This is a genomic window from Microbulbifer hainanensis (assembly GCF_014904735.1).
Taxonomy (GTDB): Bacteria; Pseudomonadota; Gammaproteobacteria; order Pseudomonadales; family Cellvibrionaceae; genus Microbulbifer; species Microbulbifer hainanensis.
Genome location: NZ_JACZCR010000025.1, coordinates 62918 through 77529 on the forward strand (window position 1 = coordinate 62918; position 14612 = coordinate 77529).

Annotated in this window: 11 protein-coding genes; 5 read left to right on the top strand and 6 right to left on the bottom strand. The window is 42.9% G+C overall.

Annotation, left to right across the window (positions count from 1 at the left end; all coding sequences use genetic code 11):
* Position 1 precedes the first annotated feature (1 nt).
* From IG168_RS08845 to IG168_RS08865, 5 genes are read left to right on the top strand one after another with little or no spacing between them, the layout of a single operon-like run.
* Positions 2-742 carry an ABC transporter ATP-binding protein gene (locus IG168_RS08845; protein WP_193164013.1) on the top strand — a complete coding sequence of 247 codons (741 nt, stop codon included), beginning with the start codon at positions 2-4 and terminating at the stop codon, positions 740-742.
* Positions 732-1685 (top strand): glycosyltransferase family 2 protein, encoded by a 954-nt coding sequence (locus IG168_RS08850; protein WP_193164015.1) that lies wholly within the window; start codon positions 732-734, stop codon positions 1683-1685. The genes IG168_RS08845 and IG168_RS08850 overlap by 11 nt, the downstream gene beginning before the upstream one ends.
* A gap of 6 nt (positions 1686-1691) precedes the next feature.
* Positions 1692-2549, top strand: coding sequence for a glycosyltransferase (locus IG168_RS08855; RefSeq protein WP_193164017.1), 858 nt, complete (start codon positions 1692-1694; stop codon positions 2547-2549).
* Complete coding sequence (locus IG168_RS08860) at positions 2542-4323, top strand: glycosyltransferase family 2 protein (protein ID WP_193164019.1); 1782 nt, start codon at positions 2542-2544, stop codon at positions 4321-4323. Before IG168_RS08855 ends, IG168_RS08860 begins: the two co-directional genes overlap by 8 nt.
* A gap of 30 nt (positions 4324-4353) precedes the next feature.
* The gene (locus IG168_RS08865; protein WP_193164021.1) at positions 4354-5964 is read left to right on the top strand and encodes a sulfotransferase family 2 domain-containing protein; all 1611 of its coding nucleotides are present in this window, start codon (positions 4354-4356) and stop codon (positions 5962-5964) included.
* A 144-nt stretch (positions 5965-6108) separates the two neighbouring features.
* Here the strand turns inward: IG168_RS08865 and IG168_RS08870 are convergent, their stop codons facing one another.
* The 6 genes from IG168_RS08870 to IG168_RS08895 all read right to left on the bottom strand — a co-directional run bounded on the left by IG168_RS08870 (position 6109) and on the right by IG168_RS08895 (position 14581).
* Positions 6109-7275, bottom strand: coding sequence for a polysaccharide pyruvyl transferase family protein (locus tag IG168_RS08870; RefSeq protein WP_193164023.1), 1167 nt, complete (start codon positions 7273-7275; stop codon positions 6109-6111).
* Positions 7275-8441 carry a polysaccharide pyruvyl transferase family protein gene (locus IG168_RS08875; RefSeq protein WP_193164025.1) on the bottom strand — a complete coding sequence of 389 codons (1167 nt, stop codon included), beginning with the start codon at positions 8439-8441 and terminating at the stop codon, positions 7275-7277. The genes IG168_RS08870 and IG168_RS08875 overlap by 1 nt, the downstream gene beginning before the upstream one ends.
* Before the next feature lie 34 nt (positions 8442-8475).
* A complete protein-coding gene (locus IG168_RS08880; protein ID WP_193164027.1) occupies positions 8476-9705 on the bottom strand; it encodes a glycosyltransferase family 4 protein in 1230 nt (409 codons plus the stop codon).
* Entirely contained in the window at positions 9702-11420 is a 1719-nt protein-coding gene (locus tag IG168_RS08885) for a glycosyltransferase family 2 protein (RefSeq protein WP_193164029.1), read from the bottom strand. The genes IG168_RS08880 and IG168_RS08885 overlap by 4 nt, the downstream gene beginning before the upstream one ends.
* A 402-nt stretch (positions 11421-11822) precedes the next feature.
* Positions 11823-12779, bottom strand: coding sequence for a GDP-mannose 4,6-dehydratase (locus IG168_RS20980; RefSeq protein WP_193164031.1), 957 nt, complete (start codon positions 12777-12779; stop codon positions 11823-11825).
* A gap of 815 nt (positions 12780-13594) precedes the next feature.
* Positions 13595-14581 carry a sulfotransferase family protein gene (locus IG168_RS08895; RefSeq protein ID WP_193164033.1) on the bottom strand — a complete coding sequence of 329 codons (987 nt, stop codon included), beginning with the start codon at positions 14579-14581 and terminating at the stop codon, positions 13595-13597.
* Positions 14582-14612 lie beyond the last annotated feature (31 nt).

The window sequence follows — 14612 nt, forward strand, 5'->3', positions numbered from 1 at the left end:
GATGCGCATTATGCATTTAGAAAATGTAAGCCTGAATTATAGAGAAGGCTTAAACTTATTCAATCGAAGAAAAAAAGTTGCGCTGAAGAACTTGACGCTAGATATAAACAGTGGTGAAAACATTGGAATACTTGGGCGTAACGGGGCTGGGAAAAGTACATTGCTCAAGTTGCTGGCGGGAATTTTTCGACCTGATGCGGGCCAAATCATTTTAGATAAGCAAGTTAGAGTAGCATTTATCGGGCTCCAAAGTGGATTTGTGCCATATATGAGCGGTATTGAAAATGCCATTTTAACCGGTTTGCTAATGGGAATGGCCAAGAGTGAAATAAAGAAAAAGCTTGATCAAATAATTGAATACGCTGAGCTTGACGATGTCATAGATCGTCCGATCTTTAGCTACTCAGCAGGAATGCGTGCACGACTCGCATTTGCTGTTTCAGTCTTTTCTGACCCAGATCTTCTTTTGATCGATGAGGCGATGTCGGTTGGTGATCGTAAATTTCGCGAAAAATCAAAAAAGACAATCCAAGAAATGATCCAGGGAGATGCGGCAGTAGTGCTTGTTTCACACGAACCAGCTTTAATCAGCAATCTTTGCAAAAAAGCCGTTTGGTTTGAGCGGGGAGAAGTCAAAGAGCAAGGTGAATGCTCAATGGTTGTAGATCGATACAATGCATCTTTTCATGATGAATCTCCCAGTAAAGGAATCCAAAAAGCGGTCGCCGAAGATGCCGCTTAATCTAGAAAGCGAAAGCGTGTGTGGCCGTAAAAAAACGATGGTAGGGATAATCACCTACAATCCTGATATGAGCACGCTGATCGAGTTAATTACATCTCTGGCATGTCAAAATTGCGATGTTCTTGTTTTCGACAATGCTTCCAGCTGCCAGAAAGAAATCGTAAAGGCGTTAGAGTTTTCTGGCAAGGTAACTGTTCTTGAATCTGAAACTAATATTGGGTTGGCGGCGGCGGCCAATGAAATATTTAGAATCGCCAGGCAAGGGCCGTACGAATTTGTTGTGTTATTCGATCAGGATTCGGTACCGTCACGTGACTATGTGGATATATTGACCGCACTTTATTTTGAGAATCAACAGGCAGGGGGTAATAAAATCGCGGCAATATCAGGGGCCCAGCGCTGTAGATTCAGTGGAAAGGAAGCGCCTTTTATACGATATTCAACCGTATTACCTGAAAAAGTATTCCCGAGAACAGGCGGAGAGTATGACAATGTCGACTTTCTCATTACTTCCGGTTGCTTATTTCCCCTTTCCGCAATCGATGATGTGGGAGTGTTCGATGAGAGTCTCTTTATTGATAATGTAGATGTTGAGTGGTGCTTTAGAGCCAGAGAGTTGGGATATAATCTGCTGGGCTGTAGCAATGCGTGGTTCTCTCATAGCATAGGTGATGAAGTCTACCGCGCATTTGGCAAGATTTTCGCTCGCAAACACTCCCCCATTAGAAGCTACTATTCGATACGCAATCTGCTGGCTTTATGTAGGCGGAGCTATGTCAATAAAGTCTGGAAGGCAAATGCAGTTGTCCGGGCGATTCTGAAATCTGCTTTTATTTTGCTGGTTAGCAATGAGCGAAAGGAATATGCGAGGCAAATTTTCAGGGCGTTAAGAGATTATAGAAGGATTCCATCAAAACCTATATACGATAAATTAGTGGGCTAGGGGACGATGGTGCACTGTCAACCTACCACTTTTTCTGTTGGGATAGTTACCCATCGTTCCGCCTTGAGCTTGCTTGAAAAAACTCTTGTTAGCCTTGCTTTCGCAATTATGGAGTTACGGCAGGATGGCTTCCGTAAAAATATTGCAGTTTACATTTTGGATAACTCTGAAGATGATGGTTATCGGACTCAGCTAAAAGAACTTGTGGCATCAATTGATGCTCAGTCGGAACTCGACGTGAATTTACAGTTCACGGAAAACCGTGGATTCGGCGCCGCCCATAACCAAATTGCAAGATCGATTAACAGTGAATTGCATTTGGTTCTGAATCCTGATGTGACTTTTTCTAAGGGAGCGCTAGTCAACGCGATTAAAGCATTCGAGATCCACCACCCGGATATTCTCCTGCCCAAAATACTAAATATAGAGAACAAGGAGCTTCCCCTACATATACGCGCTGTAGGGCCACAGTACGTGTTCCTCCGGGCATTAGCTCCCCTTTGGATACGGAAAATATTTTCTGATTATATGGAAGGTGTTCAGCAGATTCCGAAAGATAGGGTTCTGCCTAGGGATAGTCGATGGCTCTTTTCCGGTTGCTGCATGTTTCTAAATAGAAAATTACTAGATGAAATTGGCGGTTTCGATGAAAAATATTTTCTGTATTTTGAAGACTACGATCTTTCGTTGCGAATTTTAAGTCGCGGAACAGCTTTAGTGTCGAGTGATTTTTCTATTACTCATTACGGTGGGGGGGCGTCTCGGAAGAATTGGTGGCACCGATTCTTATTCCTAAAGTCCTCTGTCCGTTTTTATCGTAAAAACTTAATAGCAAATTCTTGGTTTTGGAAGCAGCATGTTTGATTTATTTTCCAAATCACGCTTTTTATTAACGGTATTTATTTTTAAGATTGCTAGAAAGTTTCCGCTTGGGTTTATTTCTTCGATAAAGAAGTTTCGAGTTGTAGAGATACTGTTCAATCTGGTAAAGGACGAGAAGCATAGAGAGCGGTTTTCATACGATCGACTACAAGAGGTTCAGAACTTAAAGCTCAGATCAATGAAACTTGAAGGTTCTCCAATAGCAAGATTTATCGTCGGAATTAAAGTGGAACGAAAGAATCTAAATGTTCTTGATCGTACGTTGAGAAGCCTAGAAGCACAAAATTACAACGAAATTAATATATATATACAAGCAGATGAAGAATTACGCTCCAGCGTTTTAAGCAGGGTGAAAGTGGGCTCCCTTAGTTTCTGCTGGATTGATGACTGGAGTCAGTTAAAGCCGGAAAAGGTTGGTGCAGAAAGCTACCTGATCTTTATGGATGCCGGAGATCTTTTGCACGAAAACGCGTTATATTTCATATCTAACATGTCCGCAGAACTAGATCTTCCTGAAGTTTTGTATATGGATTCCGATAGCTATGATGAGGCAGGTCGCAGGTTTAATCCACAGTGTAAACCTTCTTGGAGCCCTGATTATTTTTTGGAATATCCCTATATAGGAAAAGGGGTTTGGTTTCGGTTTGATAGCATTGTTTATTGCCTTGAAACACATAAAGAATGCTCAGTAAACGAAATTAATTACTGCGGTATTTTGGATCTCTATTTTTTGAAAGAGAGCAATGTGGATATCCAGGCGGTGGCTTACATTCTGTATCATGAAAATTTGCAAAATATAAACATTAACTTATCGACGCATGTAAAGAATTACTTGGATATAGTCGGCAAGACTGCCGGCTTCCACGTCAACTATGTGGATGACTTCAGCTGTCGAAGAATTTCTTGGGGCTCCAGGAGTCGAAGTGCACTGGTAAGTATCATAATACCCACAAAAGATAGAGTCGACTTGCTGAGTCAGTGTGTAGACTCTATCTGCAATAAAACGACTTATAAAAATTACGAAATCATTGTAGTTGATAATAACTCAGAAAATCCTGAGTCTTTTACGTATTTTAACTATTTAAAACAGAAGCCCAATATAAGCGTAATTTCTTGTCCTGGAGAATTTAATTTTTCAGCGATAAATAACCGAGCTGTCGAGATATCGAAAGGGGAATTAATTGCGTTTGTAAATAACGATATTGAAGTAATATCCGGGCAGTGGCTAGAGATTATGATCTCACATGCCCTGCGTCCGGAGATAGGGTGCGTTGGGGCAAAGCTTTATTACCCTGATGACACTGTGCAGCATGGCGGGGTTTTGATAGGGATTGGTGGTGTCGCTGGGCATGCTCATAAGAATTTCGGCCGTCGAGAAACAGGATACATGAATAGACTGACAACTACACAGAACTACTCAGCGGTAACGGGTGCCTGTTTAGTTGTAAGGAAAGATATTTTTGAATCCGTCGGAGGATTCGACGAAACAAATCTTAAGGTCGCATTTAATGATGTTGACTTATGCTTGAAAGTTCAGAAATTGGGCTTTCGCAATTTATGGACCCCTTACGCAGAATTATATCATCATGAATCAGTATCACGCGGTGATGATCGTAAGGGCGCCGCTAAAAAGAGATACATGCGTGAAATCGAATATATGAAAAAGGTTTGGAAGACAGATACCACATGCGATCTAGCTTATAACCCTAACCTTGCAGTGTATCGTGAAGATTTTGGGTTGATCACACTCGATTAATGAATTTGCAACGTATAAAGATATATTGATATGCGTATTTTGATTTGTGGATTAAGTAAAACCGGTACAACTTTCCTGGCAGAAAAGGTTAAACAGTCTCTAGAGGGGGTTCTCGGGAAAGGTGTTCAAGAAGTATTTGAACCTACTAGTATTGATGTTGAAAATGGCGGATTAATATACCGGCATAAGACTTACCAGAAAAAATCAACAAAAGAGGAAGTGGTAAAAGTTCTTGCAGATAGTGGGCCGTCGCCCGAAAATATTTTAGCCGTTCAAAACTACTTTGATAAAAAAATCTTAATTGTCCGTGATCCCAGGGACCGACTAATTAGTAGCACATTTTATCGTTGGCACGCTGGGCATAATCCGGATCCAGAGAAATTCCAGCGAAGTCTCCGCCTCACACAATATAAGGAAAGTAATCCGGAGGACATTCCATTCCTGTTTCTTTTTAATCAGAATCCTTTGTTCTTTTGTCCTGGAAAAGCGGATTTTAATGTGTCGAATCGGAAGGCACTTTATATCCTGGATAACATGTCGGCTGATTGGCTGGTAGTTAAATATGAGGACATCGTCGACGGAAATTTATCTAAACTAGAAGAATACCTGGCCTTTCCTGTAAAACAAGATGTAACTGTCTTAAAAAGTCGTTCTCGTGTAGCTCGTAGTAAATCTTACGGAAGTTGGAGAACTTGGTTTACCGAAATTGATGTGAGGTATTTCAAGCCGGTTTTTCGTGAATATATGGAAAAAAATGGTTACGACTTCTCAGACTGGAAATTGACCGAGGCGCCTGCGCTCCCTTCAAAGGAAGGCTCTGAATATATGTTGCGATTATTCAACCAGGCTCATGGTGCTGATAACAAAGCAATTAGAGTTTATCGTCACGTAGTTGCGAGAACCAAAAAGCTGGTTATCAGGGCTAGGCTCAAGTTGGCGAAATCCAAATTTCGCTATTGGCCTAGCCCAAAAAAGCCACCATCAAGTCCTCACTTTTTTATTCATATTCCAAAAACAGGTGGGACGAGCTTCAGAAATGCGCTAACGATTAGTGTTGGTGGGTCAAATATCATCGAAGACTACCGCCGTCATGTAGATTACAAGAAGTCACTGGTTTTTAAGCACATAGAAATGAAGGGCGACTACAGCGGATTCATGGAAGAGCTAAGAAAGCTACGTAATCCTTGGCTAGTTGGTCATACAAGTGTGGCTCGTTATCGTGACCTATTTAAAGATGAAAGTATTGTGACATTTGTACGTCACCCGGTCGAAAGGATAATATCAGCATATCGGCACAAGGTTCGCCATCAGGGCCTTAATATAAGTTTTGAAGAGTTCTGCCAATCGAAAGAATGTGTCAACTTTCAGTCTAGGCAGTTAAACGGTTGCGATCTTGAAAAAGTTTTCTTCATTGGCGTCACTGAACGATACCAGGAGTCAATTCAATATTTCAATTGGAAGACGGGTCTAGAATTGCCAGTGTTGAAATCGAATGGTGCCCCAGACAAGCAGGATTTCGATATTTCCGAAGAGCGATATCTTGAACTCTGTGAATTGAATAAGCTGGATATGAAGTTGTTCGAAAAAGCAAATGCGTTGCTAGATCAACGGTTATCTGAAATGCGGAAATTTAACGGATGACCGCTCTTTAAGTCACAATATATCGGCAGTGCACTTCGCACTGCCGAAGCCTTTTGACGCATGGCATTAGCGACCATGGATTATTGTACGGCTTGGATTTGTAATAGTCGGCAGCGGTAGGTTGCCGCCGCCAGTTACCTTAACTTATGACTTATTGGGTGAACTAAGTTTTAATAAATGAGCGCTTGGTTTTATACCGTTCTGTTTAAGAAAGGAAATGGTCCCCTTGGTCAAATTTATACGTGTCTTGTCATAATTGTTCCAGTCCCAAGACTTTAGTAGCTTCAAAAGAACCTCTTCCTTAGGGTTTTTCTGGAACTCGCGTGCATCCATAGACGGAATTTTCATGGTATCGCATAGTTCTTTTGTGCGTGAATCGATGTAGAGGCAAACTGCTGGGACCCCGCTTTGAAGAGCGATCTGGCAGCCATGGATTCGAGTTCCGACTACTAATTCATGCTTGGAAACATCTCGCGCCCACTGGGGAATCGAAACATAGGTGCGGGAAAACTGTCGAAACCAATTATACATTTCAGCAATGGAATAATCTGGATACCAACAGTCACGGATTTCCGAAATTTCCGTTTCGGAGAGCTCACTGTGCCAGCCTTCAGCAATACAAATTAAGCTTTTGGGTGCTTGAACTATATAGTTGCCGCCATATTTATTGATTAGATCTATTAGAAAACGTTCGAGCCTATGTAGGTTCTTTACAAGTGGGTTTCCCGCTGTTATTCCGATTCCTGCCTTTAGTGAAGCTTGGCTTAATTGGTTCACTTTGGACTGCAAAGATTTTCCGAGGTCTGGATCTGGATTTATTAAGTGAGAGGGGCAGCCAAGAATAACGGTATTTTTTCCCATTCCGATGAATTCAAAATAGGATTTGGTGATTGCACCACGTACGGAAATATTTGGGTGCTCTACGTTTTTCGTGATAGCACTTAGCCATTGATTGGTACCTTCCGGTACTCGCTGCGCTGCTGTCTCGAGTTGTTCCCCTAGGCTGAACTGGGCTCCCAGTCCAAAAACTACCTTGTGCACAGATACATTTTGGATTCTAGGGCCATTTTTCGATAGATCCATATGGCCACCAATATTGTTAGCCATAGGTAGAAGTAGTGTTCTTCCGTCTTCGTTGACCTTTGAAAAATGGGTGGACCAATTGATCCGGTTGTGACCACCATCCACGATTTTCATCAAGGCATAATTGAATAGAAGGTTTCCGGAATTGGCAGAGGCAGCATCTGTAAACTCCGAGTACTTGTTAACAATCTTGTTATTTCCAGAGCCGAGCCCCATGATTTGGTACATCAGTTCTTTTCCTCTTCCACCAATATTTTAAGGTGATCACTGATTGGAAGACCTTGTGCTTCCAAGAATTCCGAATAGAAACGTGCATTCTTATTTCTAATGTCATCATAGTGATCGGCATCACGCTGACTCCAAGCAGAGGCTTCTATTAATTCTGCTGCACTTAATTTAGACGCATCTTTATAACTTATATAAGGAACACCAGTGGTGTTCGCTAGCTCTTCGGTTCTAGAGTCAATTGAAATAACTTTTCCTGGGACACCGACTTGTATCGGGAGTGCAATTCCGTGGTAGCGAGGACCGATAACTTGAGAAAACTTTTTACTAAACTGCATCCAGTTTTGTGCGTCAGCAAAACTCACCGCATTCGCTGAAAACCAATCCAAAATGTCTGAGAGTTTCCCCAAAGAAGAGTAGGCCCTTTCGACGGCTTTGATCTGGGCATCTGTTAGCTCGCCAGTGTTTTGAGAGGCAAGGTCGAACAGAACCTTAGGATGCTGAATGACATACTCTCCATTGAATTTCCCAACAATCTCGACGAGCTTGTTCTCTATTATGCCTGATGGATGGAATGGATTACCGGCCGCGGTAAGAATCCTTTTGTTTTTCCTTTTCTTCTGGTGCGCTATGCAGAGTTGCCCGAGCTCAGTCATGGGAGAAATAAACTGTGAAGGGCAGCCGAAGGGATTCGACGTGTATCCATAATGACTAATTACAGAGGAGCTGAATGCTCCCCGTGTCACAATGTTGCTGTGGTTGGGATTTGATCTAAGAGAACTGGCTACCTCCAGGAATTTAACGGTTCCTTCTGGCAAATCTGGAATCTCCCCAATTCGATCGGCCTGTGCGCCGATACCAATAAATGTGGTAGGGAGTTGAAATTTTGATAATCTATCAGCCCAACCTGAAAGGTCGGCATGTGTGCCTAATTGATTGGCACAACACACAACGATGTGATCGAGATGTTGATTAATCGACTCGGGGTTGTCTCCCCAGTGGATGGCCTGAACTTTCCCACCCAGTATAGATTTGATACCTTCAACAAAGGCGACGTTACCGGTATTGCCGCCAGTTGCGGTCATCCAGTCCTTTGAGTTACCGAAAGCAAGTCTATTTTCAATAAATACTTTTTCGTGTATTAAGTTTGTAATTAATCCTATCCGCATTCTCTTGCTCTACCTAAAATGAATTCCATTATGCTCAATTTGCATCAACGAGGAGGTTCTCGATCAGATCGAGATGTTGCCCAAAGGCATCAGATTTCGTACCGGTCTTTGCATGCCAAAAGTCAAATACTTCAGGATTGACGGCATCCTGTATCGCCGAGGCCAAGGCCGAAGGGTTCCTCGCCTCGAAAGTTAGACCGGCTTTATTTTCAATTTTTTCTTTCATGCCGCCAATATTTGATCCGATAAGGGGGCGACCGTAGGATATTGCTTCCTGGATTACAACAGGAGAATTCTCCCACCAGACGGAAGGAATGATTACCCAGTCTGTCTCTCGCATCAAAGACTGTAATTGATGTGGCTCATACTGCCCGCGTAGAGTGACCGTCCCCTCAAGTTTCGCGACCATACGCAAAATCTTGTCTTTGAATTCGCCCGTTTGATGGTCGAGATTTGCGCCATGTATGTCTAGAGAAACCTTTTCCCTAACGTTAGCAGGAAGCTGTAATAAAGCCTCGAGTAATACATCAACCCCTTTATAAGGATTAATTTGACCAAAGAATGCAAATTTTGATCTAAGTTCATGGTTTTCACTCGGTCTTGGCGTCAGCTTCTCTTGTTCGATCAAAACATTTTCAATGACCGAAAACGAAGTAGCTGGGACCCCCCATTCTATATATCTTTTGGCAAGGAATGCGCTGGGGGAAATAAAGTGGTCAACTTTTCTAAACTGGTCCTGTATATATTGCTTTCGGAGGAAGAAGTCCGAGGCTGAATATTGTGGAAAGCAGCGGTGACAGTCTGCCCCGACTGCCTCTGAGCAGAGCTCAAAAGTACCACTCTTTACCATTTGGCCGTTATGAAGGCAGATCGCCATGTATTCATGTACTGTAAAGACAATTTTTGCATTCGGTGCCGCTCGTTTCAGTATTGGGAATATCTCTATCCCAATATGAGCATAATGATGAACATGAATTATATCGGGATTGAATTCCTTGGTTATCGATTCAAAGCAATCTGTAAGGATTCGAGTGTCTGCAGCGCTCAGGTTAAACCAGTCTTTAATGCTGCTGTGAAATAAGATTTCATCCGCATTGAGTGAGGAAAATGGTTCACCTTCGGTTGGAATTGTGTTGCTACGTGCTACGTATAAGCATTCATAACCTGAAGACTTAAGCGAGTTAAAGAGATTCCAGCTGGCTACTTCTGCGCCGCCCTTCATAAATTTGGGGTGACCATGGGAGACAAACATCACTTTATTCATGATTGATAAACCCCTGAAAATTCTGGATAAAGCTCGTTGAGGCGACTTGACCATCGCTGGTTGTACACAAGCGCGTTGTATATCGTAAGTCTGTGTTTCCAGTCGCCAGGCTCTACCAGGTTTTGTGACTGACGTTCTAGATGGTAAATTTCGAGGTCGCGTCGGATACAGTTTCTCCGACCTGTCTCGAGTATTTTCAGACAAAGATCAGAGTCTTCAAAATCCCCTAGAATATAATCTGCATCAAAACCGCCTACATTTTCGAAAACTGATTTCTTCACTGCGATACACGCTGCTGTGACTAGGGGGCATTCCTGTAATACCTGCTCGCCCTTAGGTTGAGGTGCTGACTTACCTTTACCTGGGTGGTCATTAAAAAGAGTTCCTGGATACTGTTTTAGTACCATCGGCGTCATGCCATCATGCTGAATGGTGCCATCCTCAAATAGGAGCCGGGAACCAATGATCCCAATCCCAGGAGACTCATTAAGGTCCGATACCAGTACCTCTGCCCAGTTATTTGTAACAGGAATTACGTCAGAGTTTAGGAGTATCAGGTTTTCAGACCTGGCGACCGAAGCGCCAATATTATTGGCTCTGCCAAATCCCACATTTCTTTCCAGTGACAAAACCGAAAATGGGAACTGGAAGATATGATAAATTTCTTCGGAGAGCACTTTGACATCTCTATCAATGCTTGGGTCATCAACAATAAAGATGACCTCGTGCTCTCTAAGGCTTGCTTGGTTGCTGAATCGAGAGATTTGGTATCTCAGAAAATCAAAGCGACCATATAGTGGGATAAGGATAGAAGACTTTGGTGAAGCTGGAGGTTTACCAAAGAATGTTTGCTCACTCGCTACCGGTTCAGTATGACGATAAAGTTTTGATAGTGCAGGTTTGAGAACCTCGATACACTGATCCCGGTCTGGGTGTAGCAGGGGGTCCCAGCTATTCAGAATCGTCACTAAACTATTTTTTTGGTCTTTTAACAGTGGTACTGCTTCTCCGATCGGAAGGTGTAAATCATGATCGCCAAATTTTACCTTCAGGAATAATTCGTCGAAATAACTTTTATTGATCGGGTTGCTGAGATTAATCGTAGCCGTAAAGCTATTACAGCGCTCGGCGCGTAATATCTTCTTTAATGCTTCAAAAATATCTTTTCTAGGGTGCCAAAGAATAGAATCGTCTGTTCTTCCTAGTGCTTCTTTGCGCTGTTCAACTTCAAAGAAAGAAAACTGGGCTTTACTAGCCAGCCAGCCACTTATAAAGAGTGTTTGTTCGTCATATAGCGCGAATTCAACATGGCCCGCGGAGTCGTGATCTTTGCTAATTATTGCATTATTTCGAATCTTCTTAATTGAAGTTTTGTTAACCGCAGACTTGTGAGAATTAACCAATTCCTGGATTTTTTGTTTTCCTTTGGCGGTTAGGAATGACAGCTGTAATTCGGCGGGATCTGTAGCGGTTGCACAGTGAATATTGAATCCAGTAGCGTCCATTCTGTAGGCGGCCGCGACATCCTCACGTGGATGAGTCCCAATTGAACTGAGGACTTCGTTCCCATCCGAGTCAATTACTGTTATGTCTAAAATTTTCTTCGATGCGTACCATCCTGTGATGACTACGCCACTTCGAGAACCAGCCGTGTGATCAATGTGGAATTTGGGTGCTTTTAGTGGCCTTAACAGGTCTTTAACTTGTTGCAACATTACTGATATTTACTTGTTGTGTCAGATTAAATTGGAAGTCTATTTTATGACCGTTTTGTTTGTTGGCATGCATTTTCTACCAGAGATAATATTTGTTGGTTTGAGCGAGTCATTTGATTTTTTTTCTTTCGTTGACATTATGATGATGTTTTTTTGAGAACTGATTCATGCAAGCTGTACTGCGCCAGGGCATCAAAACTATCTCTTTATTGAATGACCATGCCAGTAAGGAGCGATTTGTAGATACCATATCTCATTTGCGGCAATGCTTGCAGTGAAGTCTCGGTAGATTTAGGGCATCATCAGATAACCGTTAGTGCTGGCTCTCGCTGAGGGGACCTGTTGGTTGAAACTGTAAAGTTCAGCCGCGCCAATCTTACTCTCCTAGAAGCCGCTCTACGTTCATGCAGCTTCCCTGAGGGAATGTTTCGGCTGTATTCCGTTCAAAGGACCGGTTGATCTCGGGGGCCAAAATTGCATAACCTTGGTTGAGGGCGGCTCTATTTGTCGCGAATAGGATGATATCTTTGTATGTCGCCAAGCTTTCCAGCATTTTGGGGGCCGGCTCTTAAAGAATTCAGAAACAGTCTTCAAAAATCCAAGCCTCTTCTTCTCGAGGTGGCCGCCAATATCGTCAGTTTGCCCAGCACAATCTCCGGTCGCTACTTGATGAGGGGCTCTTACATGGCTCTGCACACTTAGCCATATGTAGACTAGACAGTCACCGGGGTCCGGGGGAAGCCGCCCGGACAGAGCATTCAGGATCAGAATGAGTCTCTCAGGAATACAGATGGGCCAGCTGTTACTAGGACAAATATTGAAGTAGGTCAGTTTGTAAGCCCGACCCCAGGCCCGAACCAGATTACCTGATAAGGCTTTGCTGGAAGAGTTAGAAGAGCAGGGGGCAAAAGAGGTCTTTTCTGTGAGCGGTTTGTCAGTATCCTTGAGACCCCTAAGAACGTCGCCCACGGAAATGTGGGGGAAACGAAACTGCTGCTCTCTACTGCACTCGCTCAGGTTGAGCCAGAAGCGCCGGGGCGCCTCCGTTAATGCATACGTGCCTAGGACATTGCTTTCGGAGAGGGCTTCGGAGCCATCGACGCGGGATTCCGTTGCTAGGTACCTAGTGGCAGTAGGACGGTGCTTCTCCCATACGAGGAAGATCGCCCCTTGGCTGCAGATGTCCACCTGCTTGACATGAAATCGTGATGACGGGCTTATCGAAGTGGGCGAGTCAAGGTTTCCTGAAAAAGTCAAACCTCTAAAGTTGACCAAATAGTCTTCTATAGTAATTAAGATATTGCGTACTTTAGCACCGCCAATGAAATCGGCTCCCCTGGTTACTAAAATGGCCCCCATCTGGTACTTCCCTTGGCTCGACCTGTGTACATTCGCTGAATATTTGTGAATTTTTCATTTTACCAACTGTTTTTCGAAACGTATATCTTTGCAAGCCCGAGGGGAGGTGGGTGTGGCTTGATAGTTGGCCAACACTTTTTTAGAACGCTCAATTTTCCGACTGTAGTTTGTTTTTTGGTCATTTATCAGGCTTGGTCCACGGTCGAAGAGCTTCTCGTCATGCGGCTATTATTGGAGCCTCGTTGATTTTGTTGTCCGAGAGGCTTTCGATCGGTAACTCTGCAGGGGTCTGGAGGTCTTACTCAAATTAGGCTTTCGTTGGCTTCATTGATAGGTCAGTAATTGAAGCTTTCGGTGCTGCTGTTTTACATTAATCTGCACGCCTGCTGTATTAGCTTGAGTTTCTAAACTATCAGAATATAGCCCTGAGTCGAGGGAGAGCTAAGCAACTAAGTGCACTCTGATTACATCCGGGTAATTGGGAGGGGTATTAACGGATTTTCAGATCAAAAAAATTTGAAGTTTATTTATCACTATTAGAAGTTGTTGAGATATTTTTCTTTGAGGTTGCAAGTGTGCCGGTACTTGATTTGGGTGCGCCTTGTTAGTCATTTTTTCATGAAGACTATCAGCCAAGAACTAACAAGAGCTGTCATATGAGGTGATGAATGTTTGTTAGTTTTCTCCTTCATGTTCAGCCATTTCGATAGTAAGAAAATTGAGAAATGGCCGATAATAGGTAAATCGGGGAAACATGTCTCTTTTTCCGAGAAATGCTCCCGATTTGAGTTTTGTCGCAAGCTGCGGGAAGCCTATCAAGAGGACGGTGGGGAGTTAATAGCTATATTGAGAAACTCTTTTAGCACTGCATATTCCGAGTGAGCGTTCAGGATGGTAACAGCTTCTCTTAATAGCGCCCAGTTATTACTAACGGTATTATTTTTGATTGCTGACTTCAAGTAACTTACTTTTTCTTTTGGAGTATTTAAACTTCTAAGATGGTGGTAGGTCGTCGCCGCCGGATCGATATTCTCATTCTCGAGGAATTTAGGAAAACTATTATATATGTCGCTGAATGTTATGCTCTGAAGTTGACTCGGTAATTTTTTTATTGACCCTGGCTCATTGTATTTCGCTAATTCTTTCGAATACCCAAAGAACTCAAAATCATATTGAAATATTTTTCGTGCGAGTTCTATCTCTTCTTCTCCGTAATAATCGAAAACCTTTGCGCTCGCATTCCTGGAGTGAGGTGCGCTATGGACGTATGGAATTGATGAGGAAGTCAAAAAGTTTTGTATTGCCTCTTGTTCTTCTAGGTAACCGATGAAAGAGTAGGGGATAAGTGTCGGGAGCAAGTTGTAAAATTGCGGTCTAAAGTGCGGGTCTAAATTGCTCGCACTTGTAGAGTTCAGTGCTTTTAAAAAATCTAAAAAAGTAAATTGGGTTTTCGTTGTTGAGCGTGCAAGTTTGAAGTCGCGACAAAATGGCCACCATATATGACGGTCGGAGCCATGTCCGATTTTGTCTAGATACGCGGAAAGTGCACGGCTGTATGGATTTCTAACAATCGAGAATAATTTAAATTCTTGGATCTTGTCTTCCATTTCTGATAGGAAAGGAAATGGCGACTCCCGTCGAATGTGGGCATTTTGGGGCGTCTCGCCATTTTCGAATTTCCACAAAGACTTTTTAATGCTGGAGCAGGCTACTTTCGGATTTTGCCAGTATATAAGTTGTGCCTTAGGGGAGGGGTGGCAGAACCATTCTATTTCGTTCTTTCTGGGGAAGATTTTTTCCATTATTCACTACTACCAAGTTTTGCGGTGTTGG

What these genes read in the sequence shown, in the direction of transcription:
- IG168_RS08895 (WP_193164033.1), bottom strand. Translation starts at nt 14,581, where the DNA reads ATGGAAAAAATCTTCCCCAGAAAGAACGAAATAGAATGGTTCTGCCAC.
- IG168_RS08870 (WP_193164023.1), bottom strand. Translation starts at nt 7,275, where the DNA reads ATGTACCAAATCATGGGGCTCGGCTCTGGAAATAACAAGATTGTTAAC.
- IG168_RS08855 (WP_193164017.1), top strand. Translation starts at nt 1,692, where the DNA reads ATGGTGCACTGTCAACCTACCACTTTTTCTGTTGGGATAGTTACCCAT.
- IG168_RS20980 (WP_193164031.1), bottom strand. Translation starts at nt 12,779, where the DNA reads ATGGGGGCCATTTTAGTAACCAGGGGAGCCGATTTCATTGGCGGTGCT.
- IG168_RS08885 (WP_193164029.1), bottom strand. Translation starts at nt 11,420, where the DNA reads ATGTTGCAACAAGTTAAAGACCTGTTAAGGCCACTAAAAGCACCCAAA.
- IG168_RS08845 (WP_193164013.1), top strand. Translation starts at nt 2, where the DNA reads ATGCGCATTATGCATTTAGAAAATGTAAGCCTGAATTATAGAGAAGGC.
- IG168_RS08850 (WP_193164015.1), top strand. Translation starts at nt 732, where the DNA reads ATGCCGCTTAATCTAGAAAGCGAAAGCGTGTGTGGCCGTAAAAAAACG.
- IG168_RS08880 (WP_193164027.1), bottom strand. Translation starts at nt 9,705, where the DNA reads ATGAATAAAGTGATGTTTGTCTCCCATGGTCACCCCAAATTTATGAAG.
- IG168_RS08875 (WP_193164025.1), bottom strand. Translation starts at nt 8,441, where the DNA reads ATGCGGATAGGATTAATTACAAACTTAATACACGAAAAAGTATTTATT.
- IG168_RS08865 (WP_193164021.1), top strand. Translation starts at nt 4,354, where the DNA reads ATGCGTATTTTGATTTGTGGATTAAGTAAAACCGGTACAACTTTCCTG.
- IG168_RS08860 (WP_193164019.1), top strand. Translation starts at nt 2,542, where the DNA reads ATGTTTGATTTATTTTCCAAATCACGCTTTTTATTAACGGTATTTATT.